The sequence below is a fragment of the Citrobacter telavivensis genome (assembly GCA_009363175.1).
Lineage (GTDB): Bacteria > Pseudomonadota > Gammaproteobacteria > Enterobacterales > Enterobacteriaceae > Citrobacter_A > Citrobacter_A telavivensis.
Map to the genome: position 1 here is coordinate 4,182,791 of CP045205.1, position 18,042 is coordinate 4,200,832.

At 53.5% G+C, this 18,042-nt stretch carries 16 protein-coding genes; 10 read left to right on the forward strand and 6 right to left on the reverse strand.

The annotated features are described in order from the left end of the window. Positions 1-153: 153 nt before the first annotated feature. Positions 154-585: a DUF4440 domain-containing protein gene (locus GBC03_22505; GenBank protein ID QFS72777.1), complete on the forward strand. Its 432-nt coding sequence runs from the start codon at positions 154-156 to the stop codon at positions 583-585. Between the two features lie 148 nt (positions 586-733). On the opposite strand, the gene GBC03_22510 is transcribed toward GBC03_22505, so the two are convergent. Together GBC03_22510 and seqA are read right to left on the reverse strand one after the other, a co-directional pair. Next, positions 734-2,374: an alpha-D-glucose phosphate-specific phosphoglucomutase gene (locus tag GBC03_22510; GenBank protein QFS72778.1), complete on the reverse strand. Its 1,641-nt coding sequence runs from the start codon at positions 2,372-2,374 to the stop codon at positions 734-736. A 23-nt stretch (positions 2,375-2,397) separates the two neighbouring features. Next, on the reverse strand, positions 2,398-2,943 hold the full coding sequence (seqA, locus tag GBC03_22515; protein ID QFS72779.1) for a replication initiation negative regulator SeqA: 546 nt from the start codon (positions 2,941-2,943) through the stop codon (positions 2,398-2,400). Positions 2,944-3,133: 190 nt separating this feature from the next. Between seqA and GBC03_22520 the strand changes: the two genes are divergently transcribed. The 8 genes from GBC03_22520 to tcuC all read left to right on the forward strand — a co-directional run bounded on the left by GBC03_22520 (position 3,134) and on the right by tcuC (position 10,769). Continuing rightward, positions 3,134-3,907, forward strand: coding sequence for an esterase (locus tag GBC03_22520; GenBank protein ID QFS72780.1), 774 nt, complete (start codon positions 3,134-3,136; stop codon positions 3,905-3,907). A 128-nt stretch (positions 3,908-4,035) separates the two neighbouring features. Next, on the forward strand, positions 4,036-4,329 hold the full coding sequence (locus tag GBC03_22525; protein QFS72781.1) for a LexA regulated protein: 294 nt from the start codon (positions 4,036-4,038) through the stop codon (positions 4,327-4,329). Positions 4,330-4,478: 149 nt separating this feature from the next. Beyond that, complete coding sequence (gene fldA / locus GBC03_22530) at positions 4,479-5,009, forward strand: flavodoxin FldA (GenBank protein ID QFS72782.1); 531 nt, start codon at positions 4,479-4,481, stop codon at positions 5,007-5,009. Positions 5,010-5,289: 280 nt separating this feature from the next. Beyond that, positions 5,290-5,736, forward strand: a complete 447-nt coding sequence (fur, locus tag GBC03_22535; protein ID QFS72783.1) for a ferric iron uptake transcriptional regulator — start codon at positions 5,290-5,292, stop codon at positions 5,734-5,736. 130 nt (positions 5,737-5,866) lie between these two features. Then, the gene (tcuR, locus tag GBC03_22540) at positions 5,867-6,793 is read left to right on the forward strand and encodes a tricarballylate utilization LysR family transcriptional regulator TcuR (GenBank protein ID QFS72784.1); all 927 of its coding nucleotides are present in this window, start codon (positions 5,867-5,869) and stop codon (positions 6,791-6,793) included. Between the two features lie 97 nt (positions 6,794-6,890). Continuing rightward, positions 6,891-8,294: an FAD-dependent tricarballylate dehydrogenase TcuA gene (gene tcuA / locus GBC03_22545; GenBank protein QFS72785.1), complete on the forward strand. Its 1,404-nt coding sequence runs from the start codon at positions 6,891-6,893 to the stop codon at positions 8,292-8,294. Further along, on the forward strand, positions 8,281-9,420 hold the full coding sequence (gene tcuB, locus GBC03_22550) for a tricarballylate utilization 4Fe-4S protein TcuB (protein QFS72786.1): 1,140 nt from the start codon (positions 8,281-8,283) through the stop codon (positions 9,418-9,420). Before tcuA ends, tcuB begins: the two co-directional genes overlap by 14 nt. Before the next feature lie 53 nt (positions 9,421-9,473). Beyond that, positions 9,474-10,769 carry a tricarballylate/proton symporter TcuC gene (gene tcuC, locus GBC03_22555; protein QFS72787.1) on the forward strand — a complete coding sequence of 432 codons (1,296 nt, stop codon included), beginning with the start codon at positions 9,474-9,476 and terminating at the stop codon, positions 10,767-10,769. 52 nt (positions 10,770-10,821) lie between these two features. On the opposite strand, the gene GBC03_22560 is transcribed toward tcuC, so the two are convergent. From GBC03_22560 to GBC03_22575, 4 genes are all read right to left on the reverse strand, one after another. Continuing rightward, entirely contained in the window at positions 10,822-11,154 is a 333-nt protein-coding gene (locus GBC03_22560) for a hypothetical protein (protein QFS72788.1), read from the reverse strand. 49 nt (positions 11,155-11,203) lie between these two features. After that, a complete protein-coding gene (gene chiP / locus GBC03_22565) occupies positions 11,204-12,610 on the reverse strand; it encodes a chitoporin (protein ID QFS72789.1) in 1,407 nt (468 codons plus the stop codon). Between the two features lie 428 nt (positions 12,611-13,038). Then, complete coding sequence (gene glnS, locus GBC03_22570) at positions 13,039-14,706, reverse strand: glutamine--tRNA ligase (protein ID QFS72790.1); 1,668 nt, start codon at positions 14,704-14,706, stop codon at positions 13,039-13,041. 189 nt (positions 14,707-14,895) lie between these two features. Continuing rightward, on the reverse strand, positions 14,896-16,911 hold the full coding sequence (locus tag GBC03_22575; GenBank protein QFS72791.1) for a PTS N-acetyl glucosamine transporter subunit IIABC: 2,016 nt from the start codon (positions 16,909-16,911) through the stop codon (positions 14,896-14,898). Positions 16,912-17,237: 326 nt separating this feature from the next. Between GBC03_22575 and nagB the strand changes: the two genes are divergently transcribed. Then, positions 17,238-18,038, forward strand: a complete 801-nt coding sequence (gene nagB, locus GBC03_22580) for a glucosamine-6-phosphate deaminase (GenBank protein ID QFS72792.1) — start codon at positions 17,238-17,240, stop codon at positions 18,036-18,038. Positions 18,039-18,042: the final 4 nt, after the last annotated feature.

The following is an 18,042-nucleotide window of genomic DNA, read 5'->3' on the forward strand; positions in this document are numbered from 1 at the left end:
GCGAGAACGTTTTTCACAGTCTGTGATGTTCATCATTAAAACATCGTTTTATTTTTAATGAATGCATGTTCTATTTACATCCTGAATGTTTCGACAGAATTTCATTAGGTTCAGGGGCCGACTGAGGCCAAAAATTTCTATCAGGAGATGAACATGAAAAAAGCATTTTGTATGGCGCTCTTGCTGTTAAGCAGCTCTTGCTTTGCACAGAGTACAGACGTTAAAGCGGTGACAGATGCCGTAGAAAGCATGCGTCAGGCGATGCTGAGCGGTGAAAAATCCAGTCTGGAAAAAGTGGGAACCGCCTCCCTGAGCTATGGCCATTCCAGCGGAAGAATTGAAAATAACGCCGAATTTGTTGACGCTATCGTGACAGGAAAATCACAATTCAAGACCTTAAATCTGAACGATCAGACTGTTCAGATTGATGGCGATGTCGCGATCGTCCGCCATATTCTGGAGGCGAAAACAAACGACAGCGGCAAACCAGGCGAAGTGAAAATCGGCGTGATGCTGGTGATGAAAAAAGACAGCGCGGGTGACTGGAAGTTATTAGCGCGTCAGGCGTATAAGCTCCCCCAATAACCACGCGAACTTCCAATATCGTGCGAGCGTAGGCCTGATAAGCGAAGCGCCTTCAGGCAATAAAACAACGCCGGATGGCAGCCTACGGGAAAGCGTGCGGGAATAGAAAAAGGAGCCAATCGGCTCCTTTTTAATGCGACTTTTTAACTCAGGCGTTTTTCAGCACTTCGCTGACAATTTCGACGGCTTCTTTCTCGATCTGCTTGCGATGCTCTTCACCGAGGAAGCTCTCGCAATAGATCTTGTACGCATCTTCCGTACCGGACGGACGCGCGGCGAACCAGCCGTTGTCGGTCATCACTTTCAGACCGCCAATCGACGCACCGTTACCCGGTGCTGCGGTCAGACGCGCAGTGATCGGGTCACCTGCCAGCGTGCTGGCGCTGACCATCTCCGGAGACAGTTTAGACAGCGCCGCCTTTTGTGCGGACGTTGCGCCTGCCTGCAGACGGTTGTAGCTCGGCGCGCCAAAACGGGCAGCAAGCTCGTTGTAGTGCTCCTGCGGGTTCTTCCCGGTGACGGCGGTAATTTCTGCCGCCAGAAGGCACATGATGATCCCGTCTTTATCGGTAGACCACGGCGTACCGTCGAAACGCAGGAAGGATGCCCCCGCGCTCTCTTCACCGCCAAAGCCGAAGCTGCCGTCAAACAGACCATCAACAAACCATTTAAAACCAACCGGGACTTCTACCAGTTTGCGACCCAGATCGTTAACCACGCGGTCGATCATGGCTGAAGAGACCAGCGTTTTACCGACGGCCACCTCTTTACCCCACTGCGGACGATGCTGGAACAGGTAGTTGATCGCCACCGCCAGATAGTGGTTCGGATTCATCAGCCCCGCCGGGGTGACAATACCGTGACGGTCATAATCGGGGTCGTTGGCGAACGCCAGGTCGAACTTGTCGCGCAGCGCGAGCAAACCGGCCATCGCACACTCAGACGAGCAGTCCATACGGATCGCGCCATCTTTATCGAGATGCATAAAACGGAAGGTTTGATCAACCTGATCGTTCACGATGGTCAGGTTCAGTTTGTAATGCTCCGCGATACGCTTCCAGTATTCAATACCGGAACCGCCCAGCGGATCCACGCCCAGCGTCAGACCGGCTTTCTGGATAGCAGCCATGTCGACGATGTCCGCCAGCCCTTCAACGAACGGCTGTACCAGGTCCTGTTCTTTGACATGACCGGACGCCAGCGCCGCATCCAGAGAAATACGTTTCACGCCTTTGAGGTCATCAGCCAGCAGCGCATTCGCGCGGTCTTCCACCACTTTCGTGACGTTAGTATCTGCCGGGCCACCGTTAGGCGGGTTGTATTTAATGCCGCCATCTTCCGGCGGGTTGTGGGACGGGGTAATGACAATACCGTCAGCCAGCGGGCCGCCTTTTTTGTTGTGGACCAGAATTGCATTCGATACTGCTGGCGTTGGGGTAAAACCGTTGTTCTCCTGAACAATCACGTCGACACCGTTCGCTGCGAGCACTTCCAGTACGGAGATAAACGCCGGTTCGGACAGCGCATGGGTGTCTTTACCCACATAGCACGGACCCGTAATGCCGTTTTTCGCACGCTCTTCCGCGATAGCCTGCGCAATCGCCAGAATGTGGGGCTCGTTGAAGCTATGACGACCTGCACTGCCACGGTGTCCGGAAGTGCCGAACTTCACCGCGTGTTCCGCATTTCCTTTTGCGGGCTTCAGTACATAGTATTGTGCCGTCAGTTGAGCGACGTTAATCAAATCACTTTGTTGCGCAGGCTTGCCTGCACGGTCGTGGATTGCCATTGCCTGGTCCTTTTCTGCATGGATTAAATTGTTCCGCAAACCTTTTCAATCAATTCCGCCGGGAATTGCATTGACTGCATGATGTGTTCGATCATGCTGCATTTACGGCCGGTGTTGGTGTTGGTGATCACCCAATAAGGCGTGCCGGGCACGTGTTTTGGTTTGGTTTGATTACCGTTTTTCAGTAGCGTCTGTTCATCAGCCGCAAAATAGACACGCGTACGGCCATGCAACGATTCCGTTGCTTCAGCAAACGCGTGTTGATCCAGTGTATAAAGTGTAGTCAGCACCAGCATAAAGCGGTTAACCGCTTTCTTCTGTTCCGCATATTCATCGGACAGAAGCAGTTCACGCATCGCGCGCACTTTATCTTTGACAAGATTGACGGGTTTCGCCTCTGCAACCACCGGTTGCGCAGTGCGAACCTCTTTTGTCACTGGCGTGACGGGCTGTGATGCGGCGGAAAACTTCAACATACGCCGTAAAATCTCGGATGCGCTCTCGCCGATATGCTTCGTGTGGCTGGCAATATAGCTATAGAGTTCATCATCAACTTCAATCGTTTTCATCTTAATCCAGTGCGGTGTCTTATCTGATCTGAAATACAAATCGTTGGGAGTATAGGGGCAAATCCCAACGGCGAATAGCGTCAAACCTGGCTGAACAAAAAACTCGGAGAAAACCGAAGTGGTTGCAGCCCAGTGGCAGAATGGTCAACATAATACCCTAACCCGACAGAGCGAAAAAAAGAACTTTGCCATGAAATTGAATATCCGAGCGCAATCCGCACAAAACCTGCACAATAATTCTCCCATCGTACTGGTTCACGGTTTATTTGGTAGTCTGGACAACCTGGGCGTGCTCGCACGCGACCTGGTGAACGACCATGACATCATCCAGGTCGATATGCGTAACCACGGTCTCTCTCCTCGCGACCCGGTGATGAACTACCCGGCGATGGCACAGGATCTGCTGGATACGCTGGAGGCACAACACATCGAAAAAGCCACCTTTATTGGTCACTCGATGGGCGGTAAAGCGGTAATGGCGCTCAGCGCGCTGGCCCCGGAACGCATCGATCGTTTAGTGGCAATAGATATCGCCCCGGTGGACTACCCTGTCCGCCGCCACGACGAAATTTTCGCTGCCATCAACGCGGTGACGGCATCAGAGGCAAAGACCCGCCAGCAGGCGGCTGCGGTCATGCGCGAATATCTTAATGAAGAAGGCGTGATTCAGTTTTTGCTGAAATCATATGTTGACGGCGAGTGGCGTTTTAACGTGCCGGTGCTGTGGGAACAATACCCGCATATCGTCGGCTGGGAGACGATTCCGGCCTGGGATCATCCGGCGCTGTTTATCCCCGGCGGCAACTCCCCTTATGTCACCGAGGCGTATCGCGCCGATTTACTGGCCCAGTTCCCACAGGCGCGTGCGCATGTGATTGCCGGGGCGGGTCATTGGGTGCATGCCGAAAAGCCGGAGGCGGTGCTGCGCGCCATCCGTCGTTATCTCAACGAGACGGCTAACTGATTAAAAACTCAGCGTCCGTGCGCGATTACACGTACGAACGTTGGCGCGCCTCATCCGCTGATGTATGATGGCGCGCTATCCATCCGGGCAGAGGCCTGGCTGATTGTTTCCCCGAAGTCACCAAAATCATGGCCAAAGAACAAACGGACCGTACGACACTAGATCTGTTCGCGCACGAGCGTCGCCCGGGACGACCGAAAACCAATCCGCTTTCGCGCGATGAACAACTGCGCATTAACAAGCGTAATCAGCTAAAACGCGACAAAGTTCGTGGTCTTAAGCGTGTCGAGCTCAAACTCAACGCGGAAGCCGTTGACGCGCTAAATGAGCTGGCGGAATCCCGGGAGATGAGCCGCAGCGAACTGATTGAAGAGATACTGATGGCCCAACTGGCGGCGCTACGCGGCCAGGATCTCGCCTGAAATCACCCCATTCCCCACTTTCGTGTAGCATGGAGTGCACTCGTATGCGTTTGCTATTTCCGCATACCTGACTGTTCTGCTATGATTGCCGTTATCTGTGGGCAACTCGCCACCACCATTTCAATAAGTTTCAAGAGGTTACTTTACTCATGGCAATCACTGGCATCTTTTTCGGCAGCGACACCGGGAATACCGAAAATATCGCAAAAATGATTCAAAAACAGCTTGGTAAAGACGTTGCCGATGTGCATGACATTGCAAAAAGCAGCAAGGAAGATCTCGAAGGCTATGACATTCTGCTGCTTGGTATCCCAACCTGGTACTACGGTGAAGCGCAGTGCGACTGGGACGACTTCTTCCCGACCCTCGAAGACATTGATTTTAACGGCAAACTGGTTGCGCTGTTTGGCTGCGGCGATCAGGAAGACTATGCTGAATACTTCTGCGACGCGTTAGGCACAATCCGCGATATCATTGAGCCGCGCGGCGCAACCATCGTGGGTCACTGGCCGACCGCAGGCTATCATTTTGAAGCGTCCAAAAGTCTGGCGGATGACGACCATTTTGTCGGTCTGGCGATTGACGAAGACCGTCAGCCGGAACTGACCGCCGAGCGCGTGGAAAAATGGGTGAAGCAGATTTCTGAAGAACTGCACCTCGACGACATCATTAACGCCTGATGTACGGCGGCGCAGACAATGTTTGCGCCGCATCAATAGACAGAACCAATCAAAATAATTGCTACAAATTTGTAACTTTCTTGCCCATCCCTGTACAATGTGCGGGAGTTTTTAGGTGGCGCTCTCATTTCCAGGCAATACCGACTATTTATTAACATTTGCCAGAGGCTTGCGGTTTTCATTTAGACACGGCAGTCCTATAATGAAACGCATTATCTCGAGTGCAATTTCTGTCACTTCTTGTATGAAGTGAATCGTTTAGCAACAGGACAGATTCCGCATGACTGACAACAATACCGCATTAAAGAAGGCTGGCCTGAAAGTAACGCTTCCTCGTTTAAAGATCCTGGAAGTTCTTCAGGAACCGGAAAACCATCACGTCAGTGCGGAAGATTTATATAAACGACTGATCGACATGGGTGAAGAAATTGGTCTGGCGACCGTGTATCGCGTGCTGAACCAGTTTGACGACGCCGGGATCGTTACCCGCCACAATTTTGAAGGCGGTAAATCCGTTTTCGAGCTGACCCAGCAGCATCATCACGATCACCTTATTTGCCTCGATTGCGGCAAAGTGATCGAATTCAGTGATGATTCTATTGAAGCGCGTCAGCGTGAGATCGCGGCGAAGCATGGCATTCGTCTGACGAATCATAGCCTTTATCTGTACGGCCACTGCGCTGAAGGCGATTGTCGCGAAGACGAACACGCGCACGACGCGAAATAATTTGTATTATTCTGAAAAGCCAACCTGCCGGTTGGCTTTTTTTATGCGTGTTATTCCCCACGCCGCGCTTTCTTCTGACAGCATGTTGCTTTAATGTAAAATCTCACCCTGCCTTGTCCGGAGAATCGAAATGGAACTTCGCCAGCTACGTTATTTTGTCCGTATTGTGGAAACCGGGAGTATGGGCAGCGCGGCGCTCGATCTCGACATCGGCGTTTCCGCGCTCAGCCAGCAGATGACACGACTGGAAAACGAACTCGCGATTCGTCTGTTGCAGCGAACCTCACGTGGCGTAACGCCAACCAACGCCGGTCTGGCCTTTTACTCACAGGCGCAACTGGCGCTGCGTCACGCTGATGACGCCATTCTGGCCGCGCGCGATGCGCGTCTGTCCGGACACGTCAGTGTCGGCATGGCCCCCAGCACGGCCTCTGTCCTGGGAATGCCGTTTATTCATGCTATGCGGGAACATTACGCCGACGTACGCTTGCATGTGGTGGAAAGCCTCTCGGGCAATCTGGAACGGATGATCAACACCCGTCAGATTGATCTGGCCGTCGTTTTTCAAAAAGAGAAGATCCTGCGCTGGAGCGCCAGGCCGGTTCTCGAAGAGCGGCTTTTTCTGATTGGCACGCACGAGCTGCTGGCGGATATTCAGGATGACATCATAACCCCTGCTCAACTGGCGAATATTCCCCTGATCATGCCCAGCCTAGGTCACGGACTGCGCGGCCGACTGGAGGCCATCTGCCAGGAACACGGACTAAAGGTTGATATCGCCACGGAAATTGACGGCCTGACGTTACTGATGCATGCCGTTCGCAGCGGACTCGGTGCCACGCTGCAACCCGGAGCTGCCATTTCGCACCTTGAGAGAGACGCGCTAAGAGTGATCGGTGTCCACAATCCTGTACTTAGCCGCCCCAATTTTCTGGTCAGCCTGTCTGACGATGAACTCACCCCCGCCGGGCTCGCCGCCCGCGTGATGCTCACAAAAGTCATGCGTGAACTTGTTGAAACCGGCTGTTGGCCGGGTGCAACCCTTTACGCTCACTAAACAGGTCTTTAGCTTTTCGTCATAGCGCCCATACAACCCGTACGTATACATTTCAATTACAAATTTAACAAATAGTTAAATGGTAATGGAGTATACGATGGTGGATGTACTGGTGATTGGCGGCGGTAATGCCGCGTTATGTGCCGCCTTAACCGCTCGCGAGGCAGGAGCCTCCGTGTTGCTGTTAGAGGCTGCACCACGGGAATGGCGCGGCGGCAATTCTCAACATACGCGCAATTTACGATGCATGCACGATGCGCCACAGGATGTGCTGGTCGAGAGTTATCCCGAAGAGGAATTCTGGCAGGATCTCTGGCGTGTCACGGAAGGCAACACCAATGAAGCGCTGGCGCGTCTGGTGATCCGCACCTCATCGCAGTGTCGTGACTGGATGCGCCAGCACGGTGTTAACTTTCAGCCTCCACTCTCTGGCGCACTGCACGTGGCGCGTACCAATGCCTTCTTCATGGGCGGCGGTAAAGCCCTCGTGAACGCCTATTACCGCAGCGCAGAAAAGCTGGGGGTTCAGATTCGCTACAACTCGCCGGTACAGGCGCTTGAATTGCGCAACGGTGAATTCGTCGCCGCCCTGGCAGGGAACGAGCGCATTGAGGCCAAAGCCTGCGTCCTCGCCGCTGGCGGGTTTGAATCCAACCGCGAATGGCTGCGCGAGGCCTGGGGGGAAAACGCGCGTGGCGAATGGCCGGCCGATAACTTCCTCATTCGCGGCACCCGCTTTAATCAGGGCGTCTTGCTCAGATTTATGATCGATGCCGGGGCTGACATCATCGGCGATCCGTCCCAGTCCCACTGTGTTGCCATTGATGCCCGAGCCCCGCTGTATGACGGCGGCATTTGTACCCGCGTGGATTGCGTCTCGCTTGGCGTGGTGGTCAATCGGGACGCGGAGCGCTTTTACGATGAAGGCGAAGATTTCTGGCCGAAACGGTATGCCATCTGGGGGCGTCTGGTTGCCCACCAGCCCGGCCAGATTGGCTACTCCATTATCGATAGCAAAGCGATCGGCCACTTTATGCCGCCGGTTTTCCCGGGTGCGCAAGCCAACACGCTGGGTGAACTGGCCCGCCAGCTGGGGCTGGATACCGAACGCTTTACCCATACCGTGGAGCAGTACAACCAGGCCTGTCAACCGGGCCAGTTTGATCACACAACGCTGGATAACTGCGCGACGCAGAACCTGACGCCACCCAAAACCCACTGGGCGCGGCCTATCGATACACCACCCTACTACGGCTATGCCCTGCGTCCGGGGATCACCTTTACCTATCTGGGACTGAAAGTGAATGCACACGCTGCGGTCCACTTCGCTGGTGCCCCCAGCCGTAACCTGTTCGTTGCCGGTGAGATGATGGCAGGCAACGTGCTGGGCAAGGGTTATACCGCCGGTGTCGGCATGTCCATCGGCACCACGTTCGGGCGGATCGCAGGGAAAGAAGCCGCACGGGCGGCACGTAAGGAGGCGCGCCATGAAGCAGCTTGAAAAATTGATTATTGAAGCCAAAATTCTCACCGAGCCGGAGGCGGAAGTCGAGCGGGTGATGCAGGTTTGTAACGCCTGCCGCTATTGCGAAGGGTTTTGCGCCGTGTTTCCGGCAATGACTCAACGACTGGAATTCGGCAAAGCCGACATCAACTATCTTGCTAACCTGTGTCATAACTGCGGCGCCTGCTTACATGCCTGCCAGTATGCCCCGCCGCATGAGTTTGCTCTCAACGTGCCGAAAGCGATGGCGGAAGTACGCCTGGAGACCTATCAACATTACGCACAGCCTGCGGCCTTTGGCGCACTGTATCGCCGGGCAGGCGTCACCGTGACGCTGGCGCTGGTCTTTAGTCTGATCCTCTTTTTACTCCTCGCGATGGGGCTGAAAGGATCGCTGCGCCACCCACCGCTGGCCGGTGATTTCTACCAAATCTTCCCGCACAACCTGCTGGCATGGATGTTTGGTTCCGTTTTCGTTCTGGCGATCGGTTTACTGATGGCGGGCGTGATCCGCTTCTGGCGTGAGATATCGCCGGTCGGGCCACGTCCGGCGGAAATTGCCGAAGCCTCGCACAATGCGCTGACGCTGAAATACCTCGACGGCGGACATGGCAAAGGCTGCAACGACGCTGACGACGCCTTTACGCTGATGCGCCGTCGTTTCCATCATTTCACCTTCTACGGCTTTATGCTCTGTTTCGCCGCGACCGTGGTGGCGACCGGCTACCACTATTTTGCCGGATGGGAAGCCCCCTACCCGTTCTTTAGCGTGCCGGTCATGCTTGGCACGCTCGGAGGCGTCGGTTTAGTCGTCGGTCCGGCAGGCCTGCTGTGGCTAAACCTTAAGCGTTCGCCTCTGCATGGTGACGCGCGGCAGAAACCAATGGATCGCGGATTTATTTTACTGCTGCTACTGACCAGCCTGACCGGTCTGGGCTTGCTGGCGGGAAGAGACACCTCATGGATGGGGATCCTGCTTGCCATCCATCTTGGCGTGGTCATGGCACTTTTTTTGACCATTCCGTACGGAAAATTTGCCCACGGATTTTACCGCTGCGCGTCTTTACTCAAATGGGCGATTGAGAAGCGACGCGGAAAACAGGCGGGGGTCGCAGGCGACTGACCCGCAAACTCTTACCTCTATAAATATTATGATAAGACAGTGGAGCAACCTCAATGACTCAACAACCATCGCGCGCCGGCACGTTCGGCGCAATACTGCGTGTGACCAGCGGTAATTTTCTCGAACAGTTCGATTTTTTTCTGTTTGGTTTTTATGCCACCTATATCGCAAAGACGTTTTTTCCTGCCGAAAGTGAGTTCGCCAGCCTCATGCTTACTTTTGCCGTTTTTGGCTCCGGCTTTTTAATGCGTCCCATCGGGGCGGTAATACTGGGGGCATATATCGACAGGATCGGCCGGCGTAAAGGACTGATGGTCACTCTTGCAATCATGGGCTGCGGCACGCTGCTGATAGCCCTCGTTCCGGGTTATCAGACCATCGGCCTGCTGGCCCCCGCGCTGGTCCTGCTGGGGCGCTTGTTACAGGGATTCTCTGCCGGCGTCGAACTGGGTGGCGTCTCTGTTTATCTTTCTGAAATTGCAACGCCTGGCAACAAAGGCTTTTACACCAGTTGGCAATCGGCCAGTCAACAGGTCGCGATCGTTGTCGCCGCGCTGATTGGCTACGGCCTGAATGTCACGCTGGGACACGATGAGATCTCTGAATGGGGTTGGCGAATCCCGTTCTTTATTGGCTGTATGATTATTCCGCTGATTTTTGTTCTTCGACGTTCACTACAGGAAACTGAAGCCTTTTTACAACGTAAGCACCGCCCCGACACCCGGGAGATTTTTACCACCATCGTTAAAAACTGGCGCATCATCACCGCAGGTACCTTACTGGTGGCGATGACGACCACGACCTTTTATTTTATTACCGTTTATACCCCTACATACGGGAGAGCCGTTTTGAACCTGAGCGCGCGTGACAGCCTGATAGTCACCATGCTGGTGGGGATTTCTAACTTCATCTGGCTGCCAATTGGCGGCGCCATCTCTGACCGGATTGGGCGTCGCCCGGTGCTGATGGGCATCACTTTGCTCGCCCTGATCACCACCTGGCCGGTAATGAACTGGCTTACCGCCGCCCCGGATTTCACCCGTATGACGCTGGTGCTGCTCTGGTTCTCGTTCTTCTTCGGCATGTACAACGGCGCGATGGTTGCCGCACTGACCGAAGTGATGCCGATTTATGTGCGAACCGTGGGGTTTTCGCTGGCCTTTAGCCTCGCCACGGCGATTTTCGGCGGCCTGACGCCCGCTATTTCCACGGCGCTGGTCCAGTTGACCGGCGATAAGAGTTCTCCGGGTTGGTGGCTCATGTGCGCAGCGCTCTGTGGACTCGTCGCAACCGCAATGCTGTTTGTCCGTCTCAGCCGCGGTTATCAGACGGCAGAGAATAAGCTCTGAAACGCAAACGGGCGGAGAAATCTCTCCGCCCGTTTTATGTTGTTTCTGACGCTTACTTCGCCGTATTGTTGCTGCGAATTTCCTGCCAGATCTTATCGCAATCGGCTTTCACGGCCTGATCGTTACCGGTGCGCGTCGCCTGAATACACTGCTGGTAATCCAGCACCCTTACACTCTCCTGATTCGCAAACTGCTGATGCTGTTTCTCTTTTTTCAGCACATTCAACACGCTCTGACAGGCTTCGATTTTCTCTGGCGAACCCTGCGCCGTATTGATACAGGCGCTGTACGCCTCTTTCAACCGGCTGTCTTCTTTCGGGGCCGTTGACGGCGCGCAGGCCACCAGTCCCGAGGCCATCACGGCGATGAGTATCAGTTTTTTCATAGCATGGTCCTCAACGGTGCGGCAGGCGCAGGGCCTGCCGCTGTTGGCATTAGAAGATGGTGAACGGCGCAATCACGATGAACTTCACGTCGCGCTCATCCTGGAAGATGTTGCCATAACCGCCACCCCAGCTCGGGATGTTGGAGTGGTTGTCATATTCGGTGAAGTGCAGTTTAAACATGGTGCCTTTCGCACGACCGTCCTGCAGCGTATAGACTGCATCCAGGCTGTAAGATGACTCTTCGATGGTACGGTTTTTGTCGTAGTACGCATCCGGGCTGCTCTGCCAGGTAGACGGTTTCGCGTCCCAGGCATACACATAAGAAGCCCCGACCGCCCAGCCAGGCAGATTCCAGTTCTTCAGGTCATACATTGCACCGAAGAAGACCGCTTTTTCACCGTTGGCGTTGAAGTCCGAACGGTTATCCCACCAGATATCCAGACGACCGTTGGATGACGCATAGGTCGGTGTCATACGTTGCAGGAAGAACCCTTGCTGACCATCGGCCTTAACCCAGGTCCCTTCCAGACGCAGGTCAACAACTTCCGCCACCTTGTAGCCGAAGGTCAACGCCTGCAGCCAGGCCGTACCGTCATAAATGTCGCTGGCACTGCGGTCATCGACTTTGTCACGCGCCCCGTAGAACTGGTAGCTGGTGGAGAACGGATTGCCACCTAAATCGAACTTGTAGCTGGCTTTGGCGAAGTACTGATCGACATAGCCTTCGGACTGACCAAATGCCGCTTCCAGCACCAGGTCATTTTTGAAATCATATTTTGCGCCGACAGAGTGGAGATAATCGACTTTGGTCTTTTTATCGCCCTGGTAGAATTTATCGACTTCGGTGTGCCACGGCGCTTTATATTCATTGGCCCACATGTAGGAGAAGCTCAGTGCGCCCGCGTCGCCGTAATCAAAGTTAGCGCCAGCTTCGGCACCCTGATAGGTACCCGGCATAAAGCTCCAGTGCGGCGCTAACAGCGTTTGACCGGTAGGTTGAATATAACCGGCACGTGCCCAGGCGGGACCATATTTGAATTTCGCGGCGGCCTTATACAAACTAATTCCGCTCTTATCACCGGAGTAGTCTTCGTCATAGCCTTTGTTCTTTTTCGAGAAAGCGATTTCGTTTGGATGTCCGCTGTCGCCGTTTTCCGCCATTTCAATTGCAGTAAACGCCGCCACATCGAGACCAAACATATCCGCCGCATAGCCGGACTGGAAATCCAGGTTGGCGTTCCAGGTCGCGTGAGAGAGGTTAGTTTTGTATTTGTCGTCGTCGGTGACATCTTTACGGTCGCGCTCACGCTGCCAGTAATAGATGCCGCCGGTCAGGGTTGAATCATCGAAAAAGCCTTCGGCCTGTGCCTGCGGAACAACGACCAGACCCGACAGTGCTGTGATACCGGCGATAGCCAACGCCAGCGCACTACGTTTGCCACTAAACGTACGCATATGTTAATCCTCTTTGACGTATAAATTGCTGTTGCCAAAGGCAAAACAGCGAAAAAAATAAAAATTTAAAAGTAGCTGTGAGAGAAACCTCACTGACTACAGTGATAGACTATTTTTCGCGACGCGAATTATCAATCTCTTTCTGTAACGAGAATGTAAGAGTATGAGCAACCGCACATATTTCATCGCTTTCTGTTACATTTCATTCATTGGTTAATAAATGACAGTAAATATAAAAATTTTCTATGTTTTCCAGAAAGATGAAAGCTATTTCTTGTCATAAGCGGTTTATTACATAAGTTAGCGAAAACAAGCGTTTGTTAATGGCTTTATTTTTTGAATGGGAATTAATTCGCTTCGCAAAGTGAGATTTATCGGCGAAAAAAAACGCCGCAGAGTGCGGCGTTTGAAAGGGTCGTTGCGACGGCTTATTCGCCGACTTTCGCCCAGGTGTCACGCAGGCCAACGGTGCGGTTAAACACCAGTTTCTCTGCGCTGGCATAACGGCAGTCCAGGCAGAAGTAACCTTCGCGCTCAAACTGGTACGCTTTCCCTGCTACCGCAGCTTTCAGCGACGGCTCAGCAAAACCCTGTTTGATCACCAGTGATTCCGGGTTCATCACGGACAGGAAGTCTTCCGCAGCCCCCGGGTTTGGTACGCTGAACAGACGATCGTAGAGACGGATCTCTACCGGCAGCGCGTGTGCGGCGCTAACCCAGTGGATAACGCCCTTCACTTTACGTCCGTCGGCCGGATCTTTGCTCAACGTATCCGCATCATAGGTACAGAAGATAGTGGTGATATTGCCTTCAGCATCTTTTTCCACGCGTTCTGCTTTCACCACGTAGGCGTTACGCAGGCGCACTTCTTTGCCCATCACCAGGCGCTTGTACTGCTTGTTGGCTTCTTCGCGGAAGTCAGCGCGATCAATCCAGATTTCACCGCTGAACGGAACCTCACGCGTGCCCATTTCCGGTTTGTTCGGATGGTTAGGCATGGTGACCATTTCGCTTTCACCCTGCGGGTAGTTCTCAATAACCAGTTTTACCGGATCGATAACCGCCATCGCACGCGGCGCGTTTTCGTTCAGATCTTCGCGGATACAGGATTCCAGCGACGCCATTTCGATCGTATTGTCCTGCTTGGTCACGCCAATGCGTTTGCAGAATTCACGGATTGCCGCCGCGGTATAGCCGCGACGACGCAGACCGGAGATGGTCGGCATACGCGGATCGTCCCAGCCTTCTACATGTTTGTCAGTCACCAGCAGGTTCAGCTTACGCTTGGACATCACGGTGTATTCCAGATTCAGGCGCGAGAATTCATACTGGCGCGGGTGAACCGGAATGGAGATGTTGTCCAGCACCCAGTCGTACAGACGACGGTTGTCCTGGAACTCGAGCGTACACAGTGAGTGGGTAATGCCTTCCAGCGCGTCGCTGATGCAGTGGGTGAAGTCATACATCGGGTAGATGCACCACTTGTTGCCGGTCTGATGGTGCTCAGCAAATTTAATGCGGTACAGAACCGGATCGCGCATCACGATAAACGGCGATGCCATGTCGATCTTCGCACGCAGACAGGCTTTACCTTCTTCAAAGCCGCCCGTACGCATTTTTTCGAACAGTGCGAGGTTCTCTTCGATGCTGCGATCGCGGAACGGACTGTTTTTGCCTGGCTGAGTCAGCGTGCCACGGTATTCGCGGATCTGCTCCGGCGTCAGTTCATCGACATACGCCAGACCTTTGTTGATCAGTTCAACCGCATAGGCGTGCAGCTGATCAAAGTAATCGGAAGAGTAGCGAACGTCGCCAGCCCAGTGAAAACCTAACCACTCAACGTCGTTTTTGATCGAATCAACGTACTCGATATCTTCTTTTACCGGATTGGTGTCATCGAAACGCAGGTTGCACTGGCCCTGGTAATCTTGCGCGATACCAAAGTTCAGGCAGATAGATTTCGCGTGGCCAATGTGCAGATAGCCATTTGGCTCCGGCGGAAAACGGGTATGGATCGTGGTGTGCTTACCACTGGCCAGATCTTCATCGATGATCTGACGAATAAAGTTACTCGGGCGGGCTTCAGCCTCACTCATCGTGGATTCCTCAAAGCGTAAACAACGTATAACGGCATATGATCTTATAAGCCGGACAGACTGACAACCTTTAGTTACTGAAAAAGTGGTGTTGAAGAAAAATAGGAGGGAATTTGCTGCAAAAAAAAGCGGCGGAGGTTTTCCCCCGCCGCTTCATGTTGTCGGATGGCGGCTTACGCCTTATCCAACCTACCCTTTAATGTCATACAGTGGCGTTTGACCGGCAACCACATGACCGTCGGCTTTGATCACCAGGCCGCTGAAGTCGTCGATGTTGCTGCACACCACAGGACTTATCATGGAGCGCGCGTTCGCGTTCAGGTAGTCCAGATCCATTTCCAGAATCGGCTGACCAGCAGTCACTTCCGCGCCCTCTTCCACCAGACGCTTGAAGCCCTGGCCGTTCAACGCGACGGTATCGATACCCATGTGGACAACGATTTCCGCGCCTTTCTCGGTTTCCAGGCAGAACGCATGGTTGGTGTTGAAGATTTTCACAATGGTGCCCGCTGCCGGAGAAACCACGGTTTTATCCGTTGGTTTTACCGCAACGCCGTCGCCTACCGCTTTGCTGGCGAACGCTTCGTCAGGCACCTGCTCCAGCGCAACCACATCACCGGTCACTGGCGAGACCAGTTCAGCAATGGTCACCGCATTCGGCACCGCCTGCGGTTTTGCCGCCGCCTGGGCAGCAGGTGCAGCAGAGGCTTCAGCCGCCGCAACCGGTCCCGTTGTTTTCATCGCGTTGGCGATTTTCTCAGCCACGAAGCCGACAATAATCTGCACGCTGGTTTTGTTCAGACGAATCACACCAGAAGCACCCAGACGTTTCGCCAGGCTTTCATTCACCAGCGACGAGTCTTTTACGCTCAGACGCAGACGGGTGATGCAGGCATCGATACCGGTGAGGTTGTCAGAACCGCCGATGGCTGCGATGTACTGACGCGCCAGGGCTGAAACGTCTTGTTCTTTATCGCTGCTCACATTCAGGTCCTGACCATCCGCTTCGCTGCCAGCCACGGCCAGTTCGCGACCCGGAGTCATCAGGTTGAATTTGGTGATAACGAAACGGAACACCACGTAGTAGATGGCAAAGAACACCAGACCTTGTGGGATCAGCATCCACCACTGGGTTGCCAGCGGGTTACGGGAAGAAAGCACCATATCCACCAGACCCGCACTGAAGCCGAAGCCGGCAATCCAATGCATGCTCGCCGCGATGAATACGGAGATACCGGTCAGGACAGCGTGAATCACATACAGAACCGGCGCAACGAACATGAAGGAGAATTCCAGCGGTTCGGTGATACCCGTAAAGAACGCCGCAAACGCACCGGCCATCATGATACCCAGCACTTTCGCCTTGTTCTCAGGACGCGCGCAGTGGTAGATAGCCAGCGCCGCACCCGGCAGACCAAACATCATGATCGGGAAGAAGCCCGCCTGATAACGACCGGTAATCCCCACAACTGCTTTGCCCGATTCGATAGACTGGGCACCGCCGAGGAAGTTAGGAATGTCGTTAATCCCCGCAACGTCAAACCAGAATACGGAGTTCAGCGCGTGGTGCAGACCCACCGGAATCAACAGACGGTTGAAGAAGGCGTAGATACCCGCACCGGTTGATCCCAGCTTCTGAATATGCTCACCGAAGTTCACCAGACCGTCGAAAATCACCGGCCAGATGTACATCATGATGAACGCGACGATGATCATCACGAAAGAGGTGAGGATCGGCACCAGACGGCGACCGCTGAAGAAGGAGAGCGCTTTCGGCAGTTCGACGCTGCTAAAGCGGTTGTACAGCTCGGCAGAGATAATACCAACGAGGATACCCACGAACTGGTTGCTGATCTTACCGAAAGCGGCAGGAACCTGGTCAGCAGGGATCTTCTGAATCATGGAAACCGCAGCCGGAGAACAGAGTGTGGTCAACACCAGGAAGCCCACAAAACCGGTCAGCGCCGCAGCACCGTCTTTATCTTTGGACATACCGTAAGCCACACCGATAGCAAACAGCACGGACATGTTATCGATAATGGCGGAGCCGGACTTAATGAAGAACGCCGCAAGTGCGTTATCTCCACCCCAACCTACCGGGTCGATCCAGTAGCCGACCCCCATCAATATTGCCGCCGCTGGCAGCGTGGCGACCGGCACCATTAGCGCACGGCCAACCTTTTGCAGATAACCTAGAATACTCACTTTCTTCCCCCTTTGAGACCCCGTTAAGGCTCGCTTTAAGCTGTGTTTTTATTTTGTCACTAACTTATTGAAATTCAGTTGTTGCTTTACTGGCATTGTGAGTGTGTAAAAATTTAATTCGTATCGCAAATTAAAAGCGTGTTTTTTGTGAGTTTAGTCACCAAATATCGTTATTATCACTCCCTTTTACTGGCTATGTGGGAAAACTTATTTTATCATTCAAAAAATCAAGACAGATTGACCCAACCGATGCATGCCAGGTTACGCTTTACTATGCACCGACGCGCAATCCGTCAACGGCTTACATTTACTTTCTGAGGTGAAGAATGAGACTGATTCCCCTGACTTCCGCTGAACAGGTCGGCAAATGGGCTGCACGCCATATCGTTAACCGCATCAATACGTTCAAACCGACAGCCGATCGTCCGTTTGTGCTGGGTCTGCCGACGGGCGGCACGCCGCTGACTGCGTATAAAGCCTTAGTCGAAATGCACAAAGCGGGCCAGGTTAGCTTCAAACATGTCGTGACGTTCAACATGGACGAATATGTCGGCCTGCCAAAAGAGCATCCGGAAAGCTACCACAGCTTCATGCATCGTAATTTCTTTGACCACGTTGATATTCCAGCAGAAAACATCAACCTGCTCAACGGCAACGCGCCAGATATCGACGCCGAGTGCCGCCAGTATGAAGAAAAAATCCGTTCCTACGGTAAAATCCACCTGTTCATGGGCGGCGTGGGTAATGACGGCCATATCGCGTTTAACGAACCCGCTTCTTCGCTGGCCTCTCGTACCCGAATCAAAACCCTGACGCATGATACCCGTGTGGCAAACTCTCGTTTCTTTGACGGCGATGTGGCTCAGGTACCGAAATACGCACTGACCGTTGGCGTGGGTACTCTACTGGATGCCGAAGAAGTGATGATTCTGGTGCTGGGCCATCAGAAAGCACAGGCGCTGCAGGCTGCGGTTGAAGGTAATGTTAACCACATGTGGACCATCAGCTGTCTGCAACTGCATCCGAAAGCGGTTGTGGTGTGTGATGAGCCGTCCACGATGGAACTGAAAGTTAAGACACTGAAATATTTCAACGAGTTAGAAGCAGAGAATATTAAAGGTCTGTAATGTA